Below are 23,081 nucleotides of genomic sequence, written 5' to 3' on the forward strand. Positions count from 1 at the left end.
AAACATCTTCCAAAACACTATTATTTTATAAGTTTTTCAACTTTAGTTGCCATTTCATATATGACTTTATCGCTGTCTTTTTCACTTCCGTCTGCTATTGACTGCATAGCTTTATATATAACATCTGTTATTTTTAAAGCATTATTTCCAGGAAATGCATACCATTTTGTCATAAGAGGTAACTCTTCAACTGCAGTATAGTTGTTTGGATTGTTTTTATAAAATCCCTCTTTTACTAACTCTTTTGCACCTAACTGATTTGGTGGCATATAACCTGTATTTTTAGCAACTACTTTTGCTCCTTCTGTTCCACACCAGAATTTTATAACTTTCCATGCTGCTTTTTGCTTAGCAGGATCTTTTGTTAGCATTACAGGACCATTTCCGCCTGCCGGAAGATGTCCGTATCTACTTATAACTCCTGGAAATTGGTGTGTTTTTAGTTCAAATTTATCGCCTATTGATTTTGATACTTTAAATAGATCTGAAGTTGAATTAAACATGACTCCTACATTACCATTTATAAAGTCAGCTCTGTTTACTTTTCTCAATCTATTTGGCATTCCTGCTTCTGTAAAAAACTTTTGAAAAGTTGCCATAGACCATCTGCCTATAGGGCCTGTAAAAGCCACTTTTTTCTCGTCATCACTAAGAAGTTTACCGCCTTGTGAGAAATTAAGCGCCTGAAACAACCAGTTGCCTGTTATATCCCACTGAAAAGCCATACCGTATGTATTTTTTATATGCATAGCATTTATCTTTTTAGAAAGTGCTATCACTTCTTCCCAAGTGTTTGGAAGGTGATTTACATCCCAGCCTGCTTTTTTAACTATATCCATATTGTAGTATGCTATTGGTAAGGATACCGCAAAAGGGATACCATATACATGTTTGCCAAATCTTCCGGCTGCATACATACTTTCATTAAAACCTTTTTCACTCATTTGTTTATCATTTTTGATAAATGGCGCTAAGTCAACCACCAAACCTTTGTCAACAAAAATTCTAAATCTATTTAAACCTTGAAATGAGACATCAGGCATTCTATTTGTAATAGAATCTCTTAAAACTTTTTGAGTAGCATCTTCGTAATCTTGTGCTCCTGGTCTTATCTTTACTTCAATATCAGGATTTATTTTTTCAAATTTTTCTTTTAACTCTTGATGTACATGTTTAAAAAGAAAAGGATACGGGTAAGCTATCTCTATCACTGTTTTAGCTAGTAAAGATGATGCAACTGCTGCTGACAGACCAAACGCTATAAGCATTTTTTTCATTTTTTTCTCCTGCAAATTTTTGTCCCTTTCGGGATATATCAATCTTTTATAAAAAACTGATATATCCCGAAATATCTAATCTACTTTATTCCAGCTTGTGTGGAAATACCTTTTATAAACTTATCCTGAGCAAGCAAAAATCCTATGACTAATGGCAGTATAATCACTGTAGCTGCCGCCATCAACGGTCCATAGTCAGTTCCTGCGATTTCATCTCTGAAAAATGTAACCCCAAGTGGAGGTGTATATAAATCTGTACTATTTATAGCGATTAATGGCCAAAAATAGTCATTCCAGTGAGCTATCACGGATGCAATTCCGCAAGCTGTGATAACAGGCAAAGAAGAGGGGATTATAACTCTAAAGAGTATTGTTATCTCTCCCATCCCGTCAACTCTTGCTGCATTTATAAGGTCGTCAGGTATAGTTTTTAAAAACTGTCTTATTAAAAATATGCTAAACACTGATATACTCCAAGGCAGAATCAAAGCTGCATATGTATCAAGAGCACCCATCTTAAAAAGCTCCAAATAAACAGGAATCGCTGTTACATGTGGAGGTATCAAAAGAGAAAAAAGTACCATCCAGAAAAATATCTTTTTTGCTTTGAACTTTAATTTTGCCAATGCATAGGCTGCCGGAATCGCAAAAGTCATTTGTAGCACGAAAATGCTTGCTGTAACAAAAACACCGTTTATCATATATCTTAAAAGCGGTTCTTTTGTAAAAGCGTCTCTATAATTTTCCCAAATATACCAGTGATGGGGCAATAATCTTATGGTCGAGCTAAATATCTCATCTTCAGGCTTAAATGAAGTAGATATCATCCAGATAAAAGGTGCAAGTATAAAAACCGCTCCTGTTATCAAAATAAAATGTCTAAAAATAAAATTTATGAAGTTTAGTTTTCTCATTGGTAATGAACCTTTTTTTCGAAATAGAGCATTTTAATTGCTGTCAGAGCCAAAATAAGCAACAAAAAGACTACTGCTATAGAGGAAGCATATCCGGTTCTAAAAAAATCAAATGCCTCCTTATAGAGAGTGTAAACAAGTATCTCAGTAGAATTTCCAGGACCTCCTTGGGTTAAAACTTTTACCAAATCAAATGCTTGAAATGATCTTATAGTGGTATATACCGCCACAAAAAGTGTAACCGGACTTAACATCGGAAAAGTTATCAGCTGAAATTTTTGCCAAGGTGAGTTGCAGCCATCAACATCTGCCGCATCATATAACTCTTTGGGTATAGAGCTAAGACCTGCCATAAAAAGCACCATATTAAATCCTGTAAACTGCCATATAGTTATCGCTGCAAGTGTTGCCAATGCGGTATGTCTATTTTGCAGTAAATCAACATTTTCAAATCCAAAAAGAGATAGAAAATGTCCGACCATGCCAAAACTTGGGTGCAAGGCAAATTGCCACACTATAGCGATAGCAACAGTAGTTGCCATAACCGGTAAGAAGTAAACCGCTCTGTAAAATTTACTCAAACTCATACTGCTTTGAATTAAAATTGCCAGAAACATACCCAAAAATATAGATGCCGGAACTACCAATAAACTAAAAACAATCGTGTTTGTAAAAGAGCTTTTAAAAACATCATCGCTAAATAAATTTATATAGTTATTAAATCCGATAAAATTCATACTTTTGCTTCCAAAATTCCAATCTGTAAAAGAGAGAAATATAACTACCAAAACTGGACCGATGATAAAAAATATCATCAACAGCAGTGCCGGGCTAAAAAGTGAGTATGCACTAAAAGATTGTATGAAACTGTTTGATTTAATTTTCATGACTATCTTCCTTTTTGCATTCTATCCTTTCCCCGTCTTCATCAAAAACAAAGATATGTTTAAGTTTTGGTTTAACTAAAAATTCTTCTCCAATTTCCGGATTAAAATCTTTGCTGATTCCTACTCTCATAACCGCTTTTTCACTTTTTTCTATTTCGATATAAAATAGAAGATATGCTCCGAGATTTTCTTTGTGATAAACTTTCGCATTCCATTTAATGTTGTCATTATCGTCTGCAAGCTTTATTGCTTCCGGTCTGATAGCAACTGTAATATTTTGTTGATTTGCTTTTTGACATCTTACTTCTATGGGTTTATTAAATAGTGTTATTAAACCGTTTTCATCTATTTTTGCTTTTAAGGTATTGATTTTTGGACTTCCGATGAATTCTGCTACTTTTAAATGTCTAGGGTTGTTGTATATATTCTCTGGAGTATCAATTTGTAACAAATCTCCCTCATGCATCATAGCAATCCTACTTCCCAGTGTCATAGCTTCGGACTGGTCATGCGTTACATAAACAAAAGTGCTACCAAGTTCTCTATGAAGGGCAGAAATCTCAGCTCTCATATGAACTCTTAGCTTTGCATCCAGATTTGAAAGAGGCTCATCCATCAAAAATACTTTTGGATTTCTCACCATAGCTCTGCCTATAGCAACTCTTTGCCTTTGACCACCAGATAGTTTTGAAGGTTTTTTATCTAGTAACTCTTCAATATTTAAAATTCTTGCAATTTGCTCTACTTTCTTACTTATCTCTCTCTTTTTTGTTTTAAAACCAGGCATAAATTTTCCCAAAATAGGGAGTTTTTGGAAAAATTTTAAATGTTTCATATAAAGTGGGGTTGCTATATTTTCAAATGAGCTTAAATGTGGATACAGAGCATAAGATTGAAAAACCATAGCTATATCTCTTTTTGAAGGGGAGAGATCGTTTACAACCGTTTCATCAATCAAAATTTCTCCCTTTTGGATATCTTCCAAGCCTGCTATCATTTTCAAAAGTGTAGATTTTCCACATCCGCTAGGTCCAACGATAACCAAAAATTCTCCGTTTGCTATATCTAAACTTATATCTTTAAGAGCAACAAAACCGTTTTCGTACCTTTTTTTGAGATTTCTTATCTTTATAGAGCCGCCATTAATCATATTAGTCCTTGATTGATTACACATTTTGCATTGGGATAAAACTTGGATAAATCAACTCTTCATTTAGATATTCATGTGCGATAGAGTTTACTTGATCTTTATCTATATTGATAATGGCATAAGTAGGCTGTTCGTTTGAATTGAAATAAAGATCTTTGTCTTGTGAAAGAAGAGCAACTTGATGATTTGTACTTCTTACACTCGAGTAACTTACACCTTTATATGAGCCGTTTATCAAAAGATGAACATGACCGAAAAATATATGTTTAACATTTTGATATTTAGATAAAATCTCCCAAAATCTCTCTTTTTGTCTAAATCCGATATCATCCATCTGTTTATGATTTATAAGAAATGGCGGATGATGCATAAATAAGTAAGTTGGAAGTTTGGAATTTGCTTTTAATTGATTCTCTATCCATTCAAATCTCTCTTCACAAAAACCACCATCATGCCAATCCCCAAATTTTGTATCCAAAAAAAGAAAAAGCATATCATTTTTTATAAGACTAAATTGTGTAAATCGGTTTTGATAGTCATAGATATCACTAAAGATTTGGAAAAAATTATCTCTATTGTCATGATTACCGATAATTAGATGGTAAGGGATAACCAAATCTTCAAGTATCTCTCTTAAATCTTCATAAGCATCCAAACTTCCACTATCAGTTAAATCTCCTGTTATTGCAACGAAATCAGCATCATTTTGATATAGATTGATGCTTTGTACAGCTTTTTTTAGTTTCAAAATAGGATCTGATGCATAATGTCCATTTCTACCAGCCACCAAGTGTGTATCACTTATATGTATAAATTTCATTTCGATTCCTTCGTAAATATTAAATTTCTACTCTTTTGCCAAGGGAGTCAAATATATTTATATTTTCTTCTTCCCATGCAACTTCTACTTGTTCGCCAACACTGTACTGCTTTTGTCCGCTAATTTGTACAAGAAATGGTTTTTCTTTGGATTGTTTATCTAACTCAATACCAAGAATTGTATTTGATCCATGATAATCTTGAAACAAAACAGTTCCCTCTATCCCTTCTTGATTATTGTCAACCTTCACATCTTCAGGACGGATACCAAGAAAAAATTCTCCATCCAAGAAACTGTTTAGAGAATCTATTTTTATTGATTTATTGTTGATAAATAGTTCTTTTTTTGTTTTGTGTAGCTTGAGTATGTTCATCGGGGGAGTCCCAATAAATCTTCCTACAAATGTCGTTGCGACTTTTTGATAAAGAGACCAAGGGGTGCCTTGTTGTTCAATTTTTCCATTATTAAGCAATATAATATGATCGGCCATACTCATGGCTTCAGTCTGATCATGCGTAACATAAAGTACTGTCATGCCAAGCATCTTTTGTAAGCTTCTAATTTCTATTCTCATCTCATGTCTTAGTTTTGCATCGAGATTTGAAAGAGGTTCATCCATAAGGCACAGTGGATGATCTGCAACAAATGCCCTTGCAAGAGCAACTCTTTGCTTTTGCCCCCCTGATAATTGTCCCGGTTTTTTATCTAGCATATTTTGCAAACCAACTAGTTTAGCTACTTTTGCTAACTTATCTTCGCGCAAATGTTTTTTGACTTTTCTAATCTTCAATCCGAATATAATATTTTCTCTAATACTGAGATGCGGGAAAAGTGCATAAGATTGAAATACCATTGAAAGTGATCTTTGAGAAGGACTTTTATGTACAATATCTTCTCCTTTGAGCAAGATTTTGCCACTGTCTGGCTCTTCAAGACCTGCTATCATTCGTAACATTGTAGATTTACCACATCCAGAGGGACCAAGCAATACAGTAAAACTTCCTTTTTTGATAGTAAAATTAATATCTGATATTACTTGTTTTCCACAAAAAGATTTCGAAAGAGAGATGATATCAATGTGAGAACCAACATTTTCCGTATAAGTCAAATCAAAGCCTTTATTGGATTCAAATTTTTGTTTGCAAAAGAATTTTATATTAAGTAAGTAACAAATTAGTTACAAAGATAACTAATTTTGTTGGGGAGGGGTAATCACCTATCTTTTTTGTTTTATTTAAATTATATTATGAGCAAATTTTAGTGATTTTTTGACTAAACTTTTTATATTTAGATCCCAAATTATCCATAATTCCTTTTGTGAAATTATACTTTGCAGGATTAAGATTTAAACAGATATATATAACTCTCTGACAACTCTATAATACTTATCATTGGTATCTACAAAAGTTTATCCATGAGTTAGACTTATATAAATTGAACCCTCTGAACAATTAGCACGTTCTTGACAAAAGAGAGGATGAACTATTGTGAGGCAAAGATATGAAGGAGCTACTAGTAGCTTCAAATATCTTTAACGAAGCAAAAGTTTATTCTCTCTTTTGCCCTTTGGGAGGACTTTTAAAAAGCAATCTTGCAAAGATTTTTACATCGACTTAAGCTTAGCTAAGCCTTAGAAAAATATCTTTACAATCTTACCTTTTAAAAGTCCTTCAAGAATGTGTTAATTGTTCAGAGGGTTCAATTATAAGCTTTCTGATTCCCCTTCAAGGCCCATATATGAACATCAGTGTCTATTACCGTGTCATACGTCAAAGTTTCTACCCGTTCTTAAGTCTCTTGCAAAACTATCTACTTCTATATCTTTATAACTCCACATTCCAAAAATTGAAGTATCTTTTTCATCTTTTAAATGATTTATTGAAATAAGTTTTTCTTTTGGTTTGACTCTATAGTTTATAGTTACATCTTCACCTTTACTTAGCACATTAACATTAAAAAGCATAGAAATATTAAATCTAAAATCTTTTGCAATTACTAACATAAAATTTCCTAAGTAGTTTATATTTATAAATAACTTTAATCAAAAAACTTTTTATCATATAGTACTTTGATAACACTTTTTACAGACTCTACACTTTTTGCAAATTGTTGTTTTTCACACCTATCTAGTGAAAATTCTATAATTTTTTCTGCCCCATTACTACCAAGCATAACAGGTACTCCATTTACTACATCATTATGACCGTATTGGCCGTCTAGCAAAGTTGAGCAAGAGTAAATTTTTTTAGTATCTCTCAAAATTGCATCTATCATAATGGCTGCAGATTTTCCAGGTGCCAAGTATGCTGATGTTCCCATATACTTGACAATCTCAGCTCCTCCATGAGTGGTTTTTTGAACTAATTCTTCAACCTCTTCTTCGCTTAACAAATCATATAGAGGAACTCCTGCAACTGTAGTAAACCTAGGAAGAAGTACCATAGTATCTCCATGTCCTCCTATAACGCTAACTCTTATTTGACCAGCACCATATCCAAGTTTCTCTTGTATAAAGTGAGTCATTCTAGCAGCATCTAAGATCCCTGCCATACCTAAAACTCTCTCTTTTGGAAATCCTGATTCTTTTAGGGCTACATAAGTCATAACATCAAGTGGATTAGAAACAACTATGATGATACTCTCTGGTGCATAAATTTTAATTTGAGCAGTAATTTCTCTTACAATTTTTGCATTTTCTATTAGTAAATCATCACGACTCATTCCCTCTTTTCTAGGCTGTCCTGCTGTTATAACTACAATCTTACTATCTTTTAAATCTTCATAACTCTCAGCCACTTTAACAACTGAGTGCGAACGCATTGCAGCTGAAGCTTGATTCATATCTAATGCTTGTCCCCTAGCATAATCTAAATTTCTGCCTTTTAAAATAACTTCATGTGCAAGTCCTTGCATAGCTACTGAATATGCAACTACCCTTCCTACATTACCAACACCTATTACAGATACTTTACTTTTACTCATCACATACCCTTTTTAATTTAGAACAAATTAATTTTTATATGTCAATTTTTTCAACATCATAAAGAATATCATCCCAAGGATGCCTATACATCTGCATGTTTAATCTTTTTTCATCTAATACATGCCCAATAAATCCGATACACCTTCCTATAACAAAAAATGCATTTAATGCACCAGCATCTATTAATTGCTCAATTTCTTGGTCATTATACTCTAATTCTTTCCACATATCAATCATTAAAACACCGATTGTTCCATCAACATTTAATATAAGATTTTCTTTTTTACTAGTTGTAATCTTTTCAATCTCTAGTGCGTAATTAAGTAATGGATGAGATGGAAAATATTCATCAGCATAATTTTTTAAACCTGATACTCTTAAATCAGGGTTTTTTACTGATTTTATTCTATGTCCAATACCTGGAATTGGAATACCTTGTTTTTTCATATATGATAAAAACTCTTTTGGGGATAGGTTATTATCGTATCCATACTTAAAATATTTAGCAGCCCCATCAATAGCTCCACCAAATCTAGGACCGATAGTTAATAAACCTGAAATCAATGAACTTACAACATCTTTACCAGCTCTAGCAGTTATCTTTGCATTATGAGCCCCACTTACAGCAGGTCCATGATCAGCAACTGTTTTTAACACTGTTTCTATAAAATCTACAGCCCATTTTGGATATCTTTGCTTAAACCACAAAATACTCATAACATCACCTATACTAAAACCAGTATCTGGAGTTGCTACTTTTGATATTGGTATGCCACAATATGTTGCTTCTTCACCTCTATCATCACTTATTGTACATATAAAGTTTTTGGCTCTTCTTATAGATGGAATTTCTTTAATTGCTGGTTCTTCTATATCACTTATGATACCACTTTGTTTTAACTTTGTATAAACTTCATTTATTGCTAAAGGAAGATTGTTAAATGAATCAGGCACATAAAAACCAGCTTCTCGCATAGCCTTATTCTTTGCTTCAGCAGTTTCAGCATCAGCATTTGCACTAGCTCCTGCATGTCCAAATTGTACACCACTATCAAAATATTTTGCAATTGTTCCTATACACCAAGCTATAATTGGTTTTGTAATCTTTCCACTCTTTACAGCTTCAATTACCTTATACTCTTCTTTTCCTCCAACTTCACCTAATAAAATCATATATTTTACTTCAGGGTTGCTCTCCATCCTTAAAAGATGGTCAATGAAAACAGAGCCTACAAACCTATCACCACCAATTGCAACTCCTTCAGCAATACCATCAGCATTTAACGAAATGATATTTGCCATCTCATTAAATAATCCACCACTTCTAGTTACTAATCCACAACTACCGCCTCTTGTTAATCTTGAGTTTACTATATTTTCAATAGTACCACCAAGGTTAGCTATTTTAAAAGCTCCAGGAACAATAGCTCCTACTGTTGCTGGCCCTATGATAGTAACACCTTTTGACCTTGCAATTTGATTCATAACTCTTGCTCGTCTCTCAGGAATACCTTCAGCAGTGACCATAATAACCTTAAATTGATTTAAATCTAAAGCTTCCATAACTACATCATAAGCTGTCCTAAAAGAGCCAAAATTTAATAAAACATCAACATTTTTATGTTCTTTTATAGCTTCTGGAGTACTTTTATAAAGAGGAATCATAATTTCTTCTCCTCCCCAAAAGTATTTATCAAATTTTGAACTTGTAGTAGGAGCTACAATTGCAGCAACTGATGGAGTATCTCTTCCTATCGTGTAGTCATAATCTAGCATTCTTTGAATTGCACTTTTGTTGTTATTCCAAAATATAGCTTGTGTTTTTCTTGTAAATAATTTATTCATTTTATTCTCCATTCTCTAAAGCCATTCTTACTATGTCTGTTACATGTGTATCAGGGCCATAAACTTCCATATAAAGTCCTAATTTATCAGCAGTCTCTTTTATATTTTTAAGACCCTTTTCATAGTTTGGTCCCCCTCTTCTTACATATATTTTTACACCTATATTTCTAAGTTTTTCTGCATACTCTTCTAAAGATTGAATAATGCCTTTAAATGTTTTTGCAACATCTGTAAAATTTGCAATGGCTCCACCGATTATTAAAATTTTATCCTTACCTTTTGGGTCCTCAAATCTTGTCATCAAATCAAAAATAGTATCTGCATAAAACTTTGTTTCACTTGTTGTTGGTCCACCGCTATACTCTCCATAATTTGCTAATACTGAAACATCTCCACTTAGATCAGCAATAGTATCAGCATATACAACACTAGCTCCACCACCAGCTACCATAGTCCAAATTCTTCCCATAGGATTTAAAATAGTAAGCTTTAAAGAAGCTCCACTATTAGCATCTGCTTTTGCTATTAATTTCTCTTCTTCTGATTGATCCTCCATCCCAAAAGGAGTTGGATACTCTATTTCTCCCCACTTATCCTCCATGAGGTAAGCTGCTGTATCATCAAGTCTTGAAACAAGGTCTAAAATAGCCATATTATTGTTTTCTAACATAACTAGTGGGTTAATCTCTAAATATGCAAAATTTAAATCTCTGTAAAATTTAAAAAAACTAATTGCAAATGAGATAAATGCTTCTTTCTTATCAGTAGGAAGATTCATAGGAGCATTTGCTCTTACCATATGCTCAATATTTGCATCTTCCATAGTTACAGGAATTTTAACTTCTATAACCTTTTCATCCCACCCCTCTTCAACCTCAATTCCACCTTGTGTTGACATAAATAAAACATCATCTTCATCTACTGTTGTGGCTGAAATATAATATTCTTGGTCTTCACTATGGGGAGTAAAAGGCTCAACTATAAAATGAGTAAGTCTACCATGTTGGCCACTAAGTAAAGTAGTTGTACATGAACTCTTATTTTCTATCCATTTTGCTGCTACTTCTAGCGTTACATCACCTGGTTCTTTATCTTTGAATAAAACGAGTCCATTAACACCTCTTTTCCCAAAAAGCATATCTGGTTTCACTACAAGTGGCTCTTGTCTTAACCATTCAAAACCATGCTCTTTCGATTTTTTGATTAACTCTTCTGCACTAGTAACCAAAACTGATTTAAATTCATATTTAAAACCACTAAAATACTTTTCCCAATGCCTTGAAAAAAGTAACTTACTATCATATTCTCTTATTGCTCTTTGGGCCATATAAAATCCTTCAAAATTTTATTTTATGAATCAATCTAAACCAACTCATCCTAATAGTTTAATTTCATAGTTACTAAACGTAACATAATTAATTTAAGCTATACTTAAATCTACATATATTAAGCTTAATTTTTTATTAAATAGTATCTATTATTTTATATAAAGTTACTAATTGTGTTTTTTAAGCTTAAATATTGTTAAAATTTGTAACTTATTGTATATTACATAAGTTTTATAACAGATTTGAAAAGTTTTATTAGGTGCTATAAGAACTTGTTAATGTAACTATTTAAAACAATAAAAAATAAATTAAAAGAAAAATTGCTCTAAAATAAACAAAATATTTATAAAATACATATAGTTTAATTTTTAATTTATTTTTAAAGTTGTATTATGATGATAAGGAGTGCAAAATGAAATATGATGTAGTGATTATAGGAAGTGGAATTTCTGGTATGAGAGCAGCAATAGAAGCAAAAGAGCTAGGAGCAAATGTAGCTTTAATCACAAAAGGCTCACCAACTGCAAATAATTCATTTATGGCAAAAGGTGGTATCAATGCTGCTATGGGAAATATGAAAGATAAAGACAGCATATTTGAGCATGCTAGTGAAACATATAAAAGTTCTGTTGGAATTGGAAATAAAGAATCTATTAGAATATTTTGCGAACAAGCACCAGCTACCATAAGAGAACTTAGTGAATATGGAGTCAATTTTTCAAAATTAAAAAATGGAAAAATTGCGCAGCGATCTTTTGGTGGGTCAAAATATAAACGAACAGTTTATGCGGCGGATGAAACTGGTTCAGCAATTATGAGAACTCTTTACGAAGTTATAAAACAATATGAAATTGATGTGCTAAAAAACTTTATGGCCATAAATCTCATTAGTAAAAACAACATTATTTCTGGAGTAACTTTATACGATGAAGTAACTAAAAAAGTTCTTGTTTGTGAAGCAAAAAGTTTAATACTAGCAAGTGGTGGTTTTGCTTCACTATATAAAAATTATACTTCTAATGTAAGAGATGCAACTGGTGATGGAATTGCTATGGGTCTTAGAGCAGGACTTGAAGCTAGAAATTTAGAGTTTGTACAATTTCATCCAACAGTATTAGATGGAACAAATTTCCTCATAAGTGAAGCCGCTAGAGGAGAAGGTGGAAGATTGGTTGATAAAGATGGAAAACCATTTGTTGATGAGCTTAATACAAGAGATTTTGTAACAAGAGCCATATATAAAAAATTAAGTGCTGGAGAAAAAGTTTATTTAGATTTAACACAAATTCCAGGAGAAGTGATCAACGAAAAACTAATAGGCATAAAAAAAAGAGTTAAAACGCTTAAAAAGTTAGATATAACAAAAGATTTTATTCCAATTTCTCCAGTTGCTCACTACACTATGGGAGGTATCAATACTGATACTATCGGAAGAACATCAATAAATGGTTTATTTGTAGTAGGAGAAGCTGGAGACAATGGTGTAAATGGTGCAAATAGGCTTGGAGGAAACTCACTGTCTCAAGGTGCAGTTTTTGGTAAAATTGCAGCTTATGAGGCTATAAAATTTGCAAATAGAATGAAAAAATTTAATGGTGTTGATTATTATGAGATTATGAATGATATTAATTATATAGAAGAGCTTAAAAAAGAAGCAGAACATATCAATGCAAATGAAGTACGAAATGAAATAGGAAAAATTCTTTTTGATTACTTAGGTATAATTCGTAATGGTGATGATTTAAATAAAGCTTTTATACAATTTAAAAATCTGGAACAAACCAGCGATGAAAAATTTTCAGGACAAACTGCTACTATAAAATCTATGCTAGAACTTAAAAATGCACTACTTGTAGCAAAAGCTGTAGCTAAATCTGCTCTTCTTAGAGAAGAAAGTCGAGGTGCTCACTTTAGAATGGATTTTCCAGAAAAAGACCATAAATTTAAAAAAGATACAACAGTTAGTATTGAGGATTTATGAAAATTTAACTAAAATCCCACAAAGGATTTAATATGTTATGTGGTATAGATGAAGCAGGTAGAGGATGTTGTGCTGGTCCTTTAGTTGTTGCTGGTGTTGTTATAAAAAACAAAATACAAGGATTAAATGATTCAAAAAAATTGAGTGAAAAAAAGAGAGAAGAACTGTTTGATATTATCAAAGAAAATGCAAGATATAAAATTCTTTTTTATTCAAATAAACAAATTGATGAACGTGGGCTTAGTTATTGTTTAAAAGATGCTATTAAAACTATAAAAGAAAACTTTAAAGACTGCGAAATACTAATGGATGGCAATAGCTCTTTTGGGGTAAGTGAAATTCAAACTATGATAAAGGCTGATAGTAAAATTCCTGAAGTAAGTGCTGCTAGTATACTCGCAAAGGTAAGTCGTGATAGATACATGTACTCAATAAGTAGTGACTATAAAAACTACTCATTTAAAAAACACAAAGGCTATGTCACTTCTTTACATGTAGAAGAAATTGCAAAGCATGGATACTCTTCAATTCATAGAAAAAGTTTCAAAATAAAAAGCCTTAGAGAACCAACTCTTTTTTAATAAGCTTATCAGATTTAAGGATAATAAAACTCTTTTTTTTCTGTTACATTTTTACACAAAATAATTATTATCAAAATAACTTATGTATAAATTATGTAATTTTCTATACATATATGCTTTATTGCTCTAAGATTATACAAATAAATTATTTTGAAGGGGGAGTGTGTGTCATTTAAAATAACAAAGATGATGGACCTTGATTCTATTGACTATTTAGTTGAAGTAGAAGCACCAGAAGTTGCTGAGAGATTTCATCCCGGACAATTCGTAATGCTAATGACAAGGAAAGAGGGAGAAAGAATTCCTATGTCAGTTATGAAAACCACAGAAGATGGAATTATTAGCATGTTTATAAGAAAACTTGGTAAAACATCAAAAGAGTTAAGAGATGGGCTTACTAGTTTTGAAAATGTTATTGGACCTTTGGGACATGGCATTGAAGAAAAAGAGTATGGAACAGTTATAGTTGTATCAGATGCTGTATGTGGTCATGCTGAAAACTATGCAATATGTGAAGCTCTTAGTAAGATTGAAGGCAATTCAATCATATCAATTCAAACTTTTCCAAGTAAAAAAGAAGTATATCCAGAAGATTATCTAGCAAAAAATCTAGTAGACAAACATATTATTACCACTGAAGATGGCTCTTTTGGAGAAGCTGGGACTTATGTTCCTGTAATTCAAAAACTAATAGATAATGGAGTAAAAATAGACTTTGTTTTTGGTGGGGGAAAGCTACCTACCATGAAAGCTGTTTCTACTGTTTTAGCGAAAAATAATATCGACAATCTCTTTACTACTAGACAAATGATGGTTGATGGTTCAGGTATGTGTGGAGCTTGTAGAGTTTATATTGATGGAGAAATGAAACTTGCATGTGTTGATGGACCTATGTTTGATAGTAGAAAAATCAATTGGACAAGAGCTATGAAAAGATATAGTATGTTTAAAAAAGAAGAAAAAATTGCAAATGACTATTATGAAGCTCACAAAGGTCTCAAAGGAGGATGTGGACAATGCCAAAAATAGAACCAAGAGTACCAGTAAAAGAACAACCTGTCGTAGAGCGTATTAAAAATTTTAAATCTGTTCCTTATGGATACACTGAAGATGAGGCAGTTGCAGAAGCTGCTAGATGTATACAGTGTAAAAAACCAAAGTGTGAACCTGCATGTCCTGTTAATATTGGGATAAAAGAGATGAATCTTTTAATTTCTCAAAGAAAATTTAAAGAGGCTTATCTATTGGTTAAAGAGGACAATACATTCCCAGCATGTTCAGGAAGAGTTTGCCCACAAGAAAATCAATGTGAGGGTGATTGTATTTTGAAAAAATTTGATCAGCCTATTGCTATTGGTAAACTAGAAGCTTTTATAGCTGATTGGGGAAGAGAGCATCAAGTAGAAGTAGAACAAGCAATAGCTGATAATGAAGACAAACATGTTGCTATTGTTGGCTCTGGTCCTGCTGGACTTGCTTGTGCTGCTGAGTGTAGAAAATATGGATATGCTGTAACTATTTATGAAACACTTCATAAAGCTGGTGGTGTTTTGCAATATGGTATACCAGAATTTAGACTACCAAAAGATATCGTTGATGCAGAGATTGAAAAATTAGAAAAAATGGGTGTTAAGATTGAGCTAAACCATACTGTGGGACAAAATATATATTATTATGAACTTGTGAGTCAAAATGACGCCGTATTTTTAGCAATGGGAGCTGGAGCTCCAAAATTTATGGGTATAGCTGGGGAAAATCCACTTGATGGTGTCTACTCATCAAATGAATTTTTAATTCGTGCCAATTTAATGAAAGCATACAAATTTCCAGAGTGGGATACTCCAATAGTAGTTGGAGATATAGTAGCAGTAATTGGAGCTGGTAACGTAGCAATGGATGCTGCTAGAACTGCACTTAGACTCGGAGCAAAAGAAGTTCACATTATATACAGAAGAACAAAAGAGTATGCACCTGCTAGAGAAGAAGAGCTACATCACGCACTTGAAGAGGGAATTATTTTCCATGAACTAGTAAATCCTGTAAGGTTTCATGGTGATGATAATGGTTTTGTTGATTATATGGAACTTATTAAAATGGAACTTGTTGAACAAGAAGATGGCAGATTGTCTCCTCAACCAATTGAAGGAAGTAATTACTACATGGCAGTTGATACTGTTATTGAAGCACTTGGAACTGTTCCAAATAGACTCTTTTTAGACAGAGCTCCTGAAATCAAAAGAGATAAAAATGGTGTTATTATAGTAGATGAAAATCACATGACAAGTGTTGAAGGAACCTTTGCTGGAGGTGACGCTGCTAGTGGTGCTGCTACTGTTATCAAAGCTTTAGGTGAAGGTAAAAATGCTGCTAAAGCAATCCACGCTTATTTAAGTACTCAAAAATAAAAACCTTTTTTGGTAGGAGTATGACTTCTCCTACCAAACCTCATCAAAATCTTTTTTCTCTACATGTAGAGCTTTTGTAAGTTCAACTAAACCAACATTTTGCATAACTTTAATTACCTTTGGAGCCCAAGTTTTGCGATGGTTAAATGAATTTTTTGTACCACTTATCATATAAATAAATTTTTCATTTAAATCCTTATCAAATAAAATATCTTTTGAATTTTTAGCTACTTGTTCATCCAAAAACTCTCTTGCTTTTACAAATGGTTCAAATTTTTTATTTTTACTTATCCAGTTTTTTGCAAAATCTTCGATACATTTAAGATTTGCTTTTATTTTTTCTTTTTGATGCCTATCAAAATAATCTAGTTCTTTGGTAGTTCCAGCGATATTTTTTGGTCTATAATCTTTTTTTAAGCTTTTAGGTCTTTTCTTCCATTCTAGGTCGTCTTCATAATATTTTTTAATCTTACTTCCATAAAGAATTTTTGATTTATCTGATTTTAAGTTTGGAAGATAAAGAGCGGGAAGCTCAGCCTCATTTTCTTTTGCTCCAAGGCTCATAATATTGCCCGTAATTTTTGCAACATACCCTCTTGCGTATCCTGATTCTACTCCAGCTATCGCTAAGATTGCAGCTGGAGGAACATTGTATTTTAAACCTATAGCGATAGCATCTTTTGCTATATTTTTATAAAAGCTCTTTACATGTAGATATTTTCTGTATCTAAAGTCTTTTTTTATTTGTTCTGTTTTCGCCTCTTTTACAGGTTTAATTTCTTGTTTATTGTTTTGCCAAATGAAATATGAAGCAATTACTAAAACAAGAACTAATAGACTAACTATATACTTTTTTAACATTTTGTATTTTTGAACTCATATTTAAAAGAAGCATATCAGCAATAACTAAAGCCATCATACTCTCAGCCACAACACTTCCTCTAACAGCAACGCAAGGGTCATGTCTACCTTTTAGAGCAAAAGTTTGTTCATTTCCTTTAGTATCTATTGTTTGTTGATTAATAAAAATTGACGGAGTTGGTTTAAAATATACCTTTGCAACTATTTCATCACCATTACTTATACCACCTAAAATTCCGCCACTATGATTTGATTTGAATCCATCTTTACTTATTTCATCATTATTTTGTGAACCAAGTAATGAAGAAGAGTTCATGCCATCACCAATCTCAACAGCTTTAACACCATTGATCCCCATCATAGCTTCTGCTATTATACTATCTAGTTTATAGTAAATTGGCTCGCCAAGTCCAACTGGAGCATTTTGTACTTTTATAAGAGCAACTCCTCCAACTGAATCATGGGCATTTTTTGCTTTTAAAATAGCTTCTTTTTGTTTTTCTTCAACGCTGCAATCAAGTGTGTATATTTCACTATCTTTAACATAATCAAAATCAATTGATTGAGCCTCAATCCCTGCTATACTATAGATTCCACTTCTTACATGTATATCAAGCTCTTTTAACATAAGTTTGGCGATTGCTCCTGCTGCCACTCTTGCTGCTGTTTCTCTAGCACTACTTCTTCCTCCACCTCTATAATCTCTAAGACCATATTTATGAAAGTATGTAAAATCAGCATGAGCTGGACGAAAAATATCTTTTATATTATTATAATCTTTACTTTTTTGATTTTCATTAAAAATTACAAGTGCTATGGGCGTTCCTGTACTAAGCCCTTCAAAAACTCCACTTAGAATTTCTACTTTATCACCCTCTTTTCTAGAAGTTGCAAATTTATTTTGCCCTGGTTTTCTTCTATCAAGTTCGCTTTGAATAAAATCTTCATCTATTTTCAAACCAGCTGGTACGCCATCAATAACACATCCTATAGCTCTTCCATGAGATTCTCCAAATGTTGTAAAACTAAACTTTTTCCCAAAATTGTTCGATGACATACTTATACTTCCTTACTTAAAACTTCAAGAGCAATTTTGGCTGCGTTTTGCTGAGCCTCTTTTTTACTCTTTCCTTTTGCTTTTGCTATTAATTTACCGTGAATATTTACTGAAATTTCAAACTCTTTTTTATGATCTGGACCACTTGAACTTTCTAATTTGTACTCTGGAGTTATACCTTGGTGTGCTTGGGTAAACTCCTGAAGAGTCGTTTTATAATCTTTAAATATAGTATCCAAATCAATGATTGGATAAGCCTTTTCAAGTATAGGTACAACCACGTTTTTTGCTTTTTCAAGTCCAGCTTCCAAATATAAAGCTCCAATAACAGCTTCAAAAGCATTTGATAGTAAAGAAGGTTTTTCTCTTCCTTTATTATTTTCTTCAGCCACAGAAAGATAGATACAATTTCCCAAATCTAAAATTTTAGCTAGTTTTTCAAAGCCCTTTTCATTTACTAAAGATGCTCTTAATTTACTTAAATCACCTTCTGGAACATTTGGAAACTTAAAAAACAAATACTCTCCAACAATCAAATCAAGTACAGCATCTCCTAAAAATTCCAATCTTTCATTATTGTATGGTTTTTTATAACTCTTATGTGTAAGTGCCTCGATTATCAGATTTTGATTTTTAAACTGATAATCCAAACGCTTTTGTAACTCTTTTAACATTTATTCATCCTTTCAAACTTTGAGCTTCTTCTTTGGCGATTTTATCGCACCTCTCATTTTCTTCATGCCCATTATGACCTCTAACCCAAGTAGCTTTTATCTTATGAGGTTTTGAAACCTCTACATACTCTTTCCATAAGTCAGGATTTTTCACTTTTTTAAATTCTTTTTGCTTCCAATTCTCAAGCCATTCATTTATGCCTTTTACAACATAACTAGAATCACTTACAATTTCAACTTCACAAGGCTCTTTTAAAGCTCTTAATCCCTCAATAACAGCTAATAATTCCATTTGGTTATTTGTTGCATCTCTAATAGCCCCGCTAATTACTTTTTCATGCTCACCAAACCTAAGAATCGCACAGTAACCACCTTGACCAGGGTTGCCTAGGCTTGAGCCATCACTGAAAAGATAAATCTTCTTCATAAAACTCTTTTGTAATTATAGGCTCTATCTTAACACTAGCAACTGCTTGACAATTTGGACATCTATAAAAATGAACCGGAAAACTATGCTTACAATCACTACACATATATTCAAAATTTAATGTTGCCTTTTTGTATCCTATGGCATTTAATTTTGCCAAAACTTCAAATTCAAAATATTTATATAAATTTATTGGCTCTCTTAAACCCCTTGCGCTTGCAATCTCTAAAGCCATTGGGGCTTTACAAGTAACAAGTACATCCTCATCGCAATGCCAAAGAAGATCAATCATTTTTGAATGATCAAATTTTTCTACTAAAGCTTTATCAATCTCAAGTGAATTTTGTGTAAAAAATTCAAAAATCATCCTCTCTAAAAACTTTGCATTTTCCAAAAGTTTCAATAACTCTTTTAATTTTTTTGAATCACTTAATTTATAGTTATACCTTATAGCTAATGCTTTTAAATAATCTCTTTGTTTTATAACTTTTGCACCCAACTCTTCTAGTGAATCTAAAACTTCGATTGCTCTGTCATACTCTTTTAATTTTTCATATGTAACACTAAGATATTTAAGAGATTCAGAGTTTCTTGGGTGGAGTTTTAGTGATTCTAAAAAAACATCCTCACTTCTTCTTAGAAAACCAGCTTTAAAATAGGTTTTTCCAAGCTCGCTTAATATATACTTTTTCTCTTCTCTATGCGTTGTTCTCTCTAAAGCTAAAAGATAAAGTCCAATTGCTTTTTCAAAATCACCATTTTTAGAATAAGTATGGGCTAAAAGCACTAAAGACTCAATAGGGATAGAGTGGTCTTTTAGAAGATTTTTAAAAGCATCTTCATCACTTATAATCTCAAATCTTTTGATAAATTGTGCAATATCATTTTTTTCTTCTTTACTCTTATAAGTTCCCCACCAATAATTAACAAATGAAATAACAAAAATGATAGCAAATAGAACTAAAATCCCAAAAAGTGGATCACGATATTCTATAAAAAAATTGTCCAAAAATATCTCCTTTTCAATAAAGCGATTCATTATACCAAATTTAGTATAATAGCTTTATGATAGATAATAATTCCATAGAAAATCTTAAAACTAGACTTGATATTGTTGATGTAGTTGGAAGCTATTTGGAGCTTAAAAAAAGTGGGGCAAATTTTAAATGTGTATGTCCATTTCACGATGATAGCAATCCAAGTTTAGTAATAAGCCCATCAAAACAAATTTATCACTGCTTTAGTTGTGGAGCTGGTGGAGATAGTATAAAGTTCGTTATGGAATATGAAAAATTAAGCTATCCAGAAGCCATAGAAAAACTGGCAAATATGTACAATTTTTCACTAACTTATACAAGCCAAAATGGCAAAAAACAAGAAGATAGAAAACTATTAGAAAATTTAAATAATTTTTATAAAAAAAACTTGGACAATAATACTTTTGCAAAAGAATACCTAACAAAAAGAGGTATTGGAGAAGCGAGTATTGAAAAATTTGAAATCGGTTATGCACCTAGTTCAAGAGAAACTTTAAGCTTTTTAGGCTCTCATGGATATAGCGTATCTGAAGCCATAGAATTAGGAATTTTAGGAAGTGGCGAGGGTGGCACTTATGCTAGATTTATAGAACGCATAATGTTTCCGATAAAAAGTGCTAGTGGAAAAATAGTAGGATTTGGCGGAAGAACCATAAACAATCACCCAGCAAAATACATAAACTCTCCACAAACAAAACTTTTTAACAAATCATATCTGCTTTACGGATATAACTTTGCAAAAGAAAATATATTTAAACAAAACAACATCATCATAACAGAAGGTTATTTAGATGTTATTATGCTTCATCAAGCAGGTTTTCAAACTGCTGTTGCAACTCTAGGAACTGCTCTTACAAAAGAGCATTTACCTTTGATCACAAAAACAAATCCAAGAGTAATTCTAGCTTATGATGGAGATAGTGCAGGAATTGCCGCAGCTCTAAAAGCCTCTTTAATGCTTAGTAAAATGAGTGTAGATGGTGGAGTTGTTATATTTGGAGCTGGAGCAGATCCGGCTGATATGGTAAAAAATGGACAAATAGAAGAATTAAATCGACTATTTAACAAACCAACTGCTTTTGTAGAGTTTGTAATAACACATATAATAAAAAAATACAACATAAAAAATCCTATAGAAAAACAAAAAGCTCTTGAAGAAACAAGTGCTTATTTAAAAACTCTACCAGCAACGATAAATGAAGAATACACAGGCATTGTAGCTGCTAAGTTAAATATCTCACAAAATCTTATAAAAGTTCAAACTCACAATTCTTCTCGTTTACAAAACAATAAAAGAGTATTTGAAGATATCTTAGAACTAACTATTATAAAAACTCTATTAACAAAACCAAGCCTAATTGATACACTTTTAGACACAATTAACCCTAAAATGTTTAAAACTCATCAAATAGAACTTGACGCTCTTTTAAAAAATCAAAAAGACCATCCAAAACTTAGAGAAATTCTTTTAAGAGATGATATAAAAGTTTATGGTGAAAGTGAATTTACAGCTTCTATGTTAAACTTTTTAATAAACTTTTATAATGAAGAATTTAAAAGAGTGAAAAATTCTGATATGGACTATGACAAAAAAAGTTTTATGATAAGAAAAATACAAGAAAATATATTTCATCTAAAACAAGGTAGATTAGTGAATTACTGATGTAACTCTTACAATACAAAGTCTTAAAATTTTGAATTATCTATTTTTAACTCCCTTGGAGAATATCTAAACAATCTTTTGAATTCTCTACTAAACTGTGCAAAATTTGTATAGCCTGATTCAAAAGCTGCACTACTTACATTGTAACCTTCCAACAATAAAGAATGTGCATTATGCAACCTTAGTTGCTTTACAAACTGCATTGGAGATAATGAGGTTGCCTTTTTAAAGTTTTTATGTAAGCTTGGTATACTCATACTTGCATATTTTGCTATTTCATTTATAGTAATTTTATGTGGTTTACTGTTTGATAAAATAAACAAATCCAAAGGTAGAATAGTATTGGTAAGTAGCTTAGCGTACAAGATGGGGCTAAAAAAAATCCAATTTGAAAATTTAAATTTTGATAAGAACTATCATCCAAACAATGCATATAGCCAAAGTAAATTAGCTTTAATGCTATTTGCATATGAATTACAAAGAAGAATCAAAGATAAAAATCTTAATGTACAAATTCATGTTTGTCACCCTGGTTCTTCAAAAACAACTCTAATTAGAAAAGATGCTCCACTTGCAACAAGAATTGCACTTAAACTGATTTTCCATTTCTTTCAATCAGCGCAAAAAGGATCTTGGCCTGAAGTTTTGTGTACCACTGAAGATGGCTTAGAAGATGAAATATTTTATGGTCCAACAAAACGATCTGAAACAATTAGACCAATAGGCAAATCAACCCTACTACCTATTGCACTAGATAAAGAAGTAGCAAAAAAACTTTGGAGTATATCTGAAGAAAAGACAGGATTTAATTGGACTTTGTAAAAATAAAAAAATTACTTATAACTTTAACAAGATATAAGTAATTTTTAAATACAATTCTTAACCAATTATTAGGTATGACTAACCTAAAAATTTGTCTTAACCTTAAAATCCTCAAATGGGGGGTATCTGACCCTGGTGGGCAGCACGGGCTTCAAACCCGATGTTTGGGCGGTTGACCGTCTGAAGGTAGGTTCGATTCCTACACCTTCTCGCCATTTTCTACACACTCACGTGTATTAATACCAAATAAATTAAAATTCTAAAGAATAAACTAGTCTTTCACCTCTATTACTTCGGATAGCTTTTACATAACTAAGTCCAAGTTTTTCTATACACTTTATGGAAGCACTATTTTTAGGATGTACTAGG

Annotated in this window: 22 protein-coding genes and 1 tRNA gene; 7 read left to right on the forward strand and 16 right to left on the reverse strand. The window is 32.1% G+C overall.

From position 1 onward, the window contains the following. Nucleotides 1-20 precede the first annotated feature (20 nt). From ACKGJI_RS10330 to ACKGJI_RS10375, 10 genes are all read right to left on the reverse strand, one after another. Complete coding sequence (locus ACKGJI_RS10330; protein WP_458700222.1) at nt 21-1,277, reverse strand: ABC transporter substrate-binding protein; 1,257 nt, start codon at nt 1,275-1,277, stop codon at nt 21-23. Between the two features lie 80 nt (nt 1,278-1,357). After that, complete coding sequence (locus ACKGJI_RS10335) at nt 1,358-2,191, reverse strand: carbohydrate ABC transporter permease (protein WP_458700223.1); 834 nt, start codon at nt 2,189-2,191, stop codon at nt 1,358-1,360. Further along, nucleotides 2,188-3,078: a carbohydrate ABC transporter permease gene (locus ACKGJI_RS10340; RefSeq protein WP_458700224.1), complete on the reverse strand. Its 891-nt coding sequence runs from the start codon at nt 3,076-3,078 to the stop codon at nt 2,188-2,190. Before ACKGJI_RS10340 ends, ACKGJI_RS10335 begins: the two co-directional genes overlap by 4 nt. Then, entirely contained in the window at nt 3,068-4,228 is a 1,161-nt protein-coding gene (locus ACKGJI_RS10345) for an ABC transporter ATP-binding protein (protein WP_458700225.1), read from the reverse strand. The genes ACKGJI_RS10340 and ACKGJI_RS10345 overlap by 11 nt, the downstream gene beginning before the upstream one ends. Nucleotides 4,229-4,244: 16 nt before the next feature. After that, the gene (locus ACKGJI_RS10350; protein WP_458700226.1) at nt 4,245-5,048 is read right to left on the reverse strand and encodes a phosphodiesterase; all 804 of its coding nucleotides are present in this window, start codon (nt 5,046-5,048) and stop codon (nt 4,245-4,247) included. 19 nt (nt 5,049-5,067) lie between these two features. After that, nucleotides 5,068-6,156 carry an ABC transporter ATP-binding protein gene (locus ACKGJI_RS10355; RefSeq protein WP_458700227.1) on the reverse strand — a complete coding sequence of 363 codons (1,089 nt, stop codon included), beginning with the start codon at nt 6,154-6,156 and terminating at the stop codon, nt 5,068-5,070. Between the two features lie 654 nt (nt 6,157-6,810). After that, nucleotides 6,811-7,050, reverse strand: a complete 240-nt coding sequence (locus ACKGJI_RS10360; RefSeq protein ID WP_458700228.1) for a hypothetical protein — start codon at nt 7,048-7,050, stop codon at nt 6,811-6,813. A gap of 35 nt (nt 7,051-7,085) precedes the next feature. Continuing rightward, on the reverse strand, nt 7,086-8,030 hold the full coding sequence (locus ACKGJI_RS10365; protein WP_458700229.1) for a malate dehydrogenase: 945 nt from the start codon (nt 8,028-8,030) through the stop codon (nt 7,086-7,088). 34 nt (nt 8,031-8,064) lie between these two features. Further along, entirely contained in the window at nt 8,065-9,876 is a 1,812-nt protein-coding gene (locus tag ACKGJI_RS10370) for a citrate/2-methylcitrate synthase (RefSeq protein WP_458700231.1), read from the reverse strand. Between the two features lies 1 nt (nt 9,877). Next, nucleotides 9,878-11,203 (reverse strand): ATP citrate lyase citrate-binding domain-containing protein, encoded by a 1,326-nt coding sequence (locus ACKGJI_RS10375; RefSeq protein ID WP_458700232.1) that lies wholly within the window; start codon nt 11,201-11,203, stop codon nt 9,878-9,880. 413 nt (nt 11,204-11,616) lie between these two features. Here ACKGJI_RS10375 and ACKGJI_RS10380 point away from each other — a divergent pair, with 413 nt between their 5' ends. The 4 genes from ACKGJI_RS10380 to gltA all read left to right on the forward strand — a co-directional run bounded on the left by ACKGJI_RS10380 (nt 11,617) and on the right by gltA (nt 16,171). Continuing rightward, nucleotides 11,617-13,185 (forward strand): L-aspartate oxidase, encoded by a 1,569-nt coding sequence (locus tag ACKGJI_RS10380; RefSeq protein ID WP_458700233.1) that lies wholly within the window; start codon nt 11,617-11,619, stop codon nt 13,183-13,185. Between the two features lie 32 nt (nt 13,186-13,217). Continuing rightward, the gene (locus ACKGJI_RS10385; protein WP_458700234.1) at nt 13,218-13,766 is read left to right on the forward strand and encodes a ribonuclease HII; all 549 of its coding nucleotides are present in this window, start codon (nt 13,218-13,220) and stop codon (nt 13,764-13,766) included. A 165-nt stretch (nt 13,767-13,931) separates the two neighbouring features. Then, nucleotides 13,932-14,795: a sulfide/dihydroorotate dehydrogenase-like FAD/NAD-binding protein gene (locus tag ACKGJI_RS10390; protein WP_458700235.1), complete on the forward strand. Its 864-nt coding sequence runs from the start codon at nt 13,932-13,934 to the stop codon at nt 14,793-14,795. Beyond that, a complete protein-coding gene (gene gltA, locus ACKGJI_RS10395) occupies nt 14,783-16,171 on the forward strand; it encodes an NADPH-dependent glutamate synthase (RefSeq protein ID WP_458700236.1) in 1,389 nt (462 codons plus the stop codon). Before ACKGJI_RS10390 ends, gltA begins: the two co-directional genes overlap by 13 nt. 30 nt (nt 16,172-16,201) lie before the next feature. Here gltA and ACKGJI_RS10400 read toward each other — a convergent pair whose 3' ends face one another. From ACKGJI_RS10400 to ACKGJI_RS10420, 5 genes are read right to left on the reverse strand one after another with little or no spacing between them, the layout of a single operon-like run. Further along, nucleotides 16,202-17,032 carry a glucosaminidase domain-containing protein gene (locus tag ACKGJI_RS10400; RefSeq protein WP_458700237.1) on the reverse strand — a complete coding sequence of 277 codons (831 nt, stop codon included), beginning with the start codon at nt 17,030-17,032 and terminating at the stop codon, nt 16,202-16,204. Next, the gene (aroC, locus tag ACKGJI_RS10405; RefSeq protein WP_458700238.1) at nt 17,010-18,089 is read right to left on the reverse strand and encodes a chorismate synthase; all 1,080 of its coding nucleotides are present in this window, start codon (nt 18,087-18,089) and stop codon (nt 17,010-17,012) included. The genes ACKGJI_RS10400 and aroC overlap by 23 nt, the downstream gene beginning before the upstream one ends. A gap of 2 nt (nt 18,090-18,091) precedes the next feature. Continuing rightward, a complete protein-coding gene (rnc, locus tag ACKGJI_RS10410) occupies nt 18,092-18,763 on the reverse strand; it encodes a ribonuclease III (protein ID WP_458700240.1) in 672 nt (223 codons plus the stop codon). Between the two features lie 4 nt (nt 18,764-18,767). Further along, the gene (gene rnhA, locus ACKGJI_RS10415; RefSeq protein ID WP_458700241.1) at nt 18,768-19,190 is read right to left on the reverse strand and encodes a ribonuclease HI; all 423 of its coding nucleotides are present in this window, start codon (nt 19,188-19,190) and stop codon (nt 18,768-18,770) included. Further along, nucleotides 19,165-20,199, reverse strand: a complete 1,035-nt coding sequence (locus ACKGJI_RS10420) for a tetratricopeptide repeat protein (RefSeq protein WP_458700242.1) — start codon at nt 20,197-20,199, stop codon at nt 19,165-19,167. Before ACKGJI_RS10420 ends, rnhA begins: the two co-directional genes overlap by 26 nt. A 56-nt stretch (nt 20,200-20,255) precedes the next feature. Between ACKGJI_RS10420 and dnaG the strand changes: the two genes are divergently transcribed. Continuing rightward, nucleotides 20,256-21,890, forward strand: coding sequence for a DNA primase (gene dnaG, locus ACKGJI_RS10425; protein WP_458700243.1), 1,635 nt, complete (start codon nt 20,256-20,258; stop codon nt 21,888-21,890). A 23-nt stretch (nt 21,891-21,913) separates the two neighbouring features. Here dnaG and ACKGJI_RS10430 read toward each other — a convergent pair whose 3' ends face one another. Then, entirely contained in the window at nt 21,914-22,213 is a 300-nt protein-coding gene (locus ACKGJI_RS10430; protein WP_458700244.1) for a helix-turn-helix transcriptional regulator, read from the reverse strand. A 19-nt stretch (nt 22,214-22,232) separates the two neighbouring features. Here ACKGJI_RS10430 and ACKGJI_RS10435 point away from each other — a divergent pair, with 19 nt between their 5' ends. Further along, the gene (locus ACKGJI_RS10435; RefSeq protein ID WP_458700245.1) at nt 22,233-22,712 is read left to right on the forward strand and encodes a Rossmann-fold NAD(P)-binding domain-containing protein; all 480 of its coding nucleotides are present in this window, start codon (nt 22,233-22,235) and stop codon (nt 22,710-22,712) included. Nucleotides 22,713-22,829: 117 nt separating this feature from the next. Beyond that, nucleotides 22,830-22,927: transfer RNA gene (locus ACKGJI_RS10440), tRNA-Sec, on the forward strand. The last annotated feature ends 154 nt before the right edge of the window (nt 22,928-23,081 follow it).

The sequence above is a fragment of the Sulfurospirillum sp. 1307 genome, from assembly GCF_054408545.1.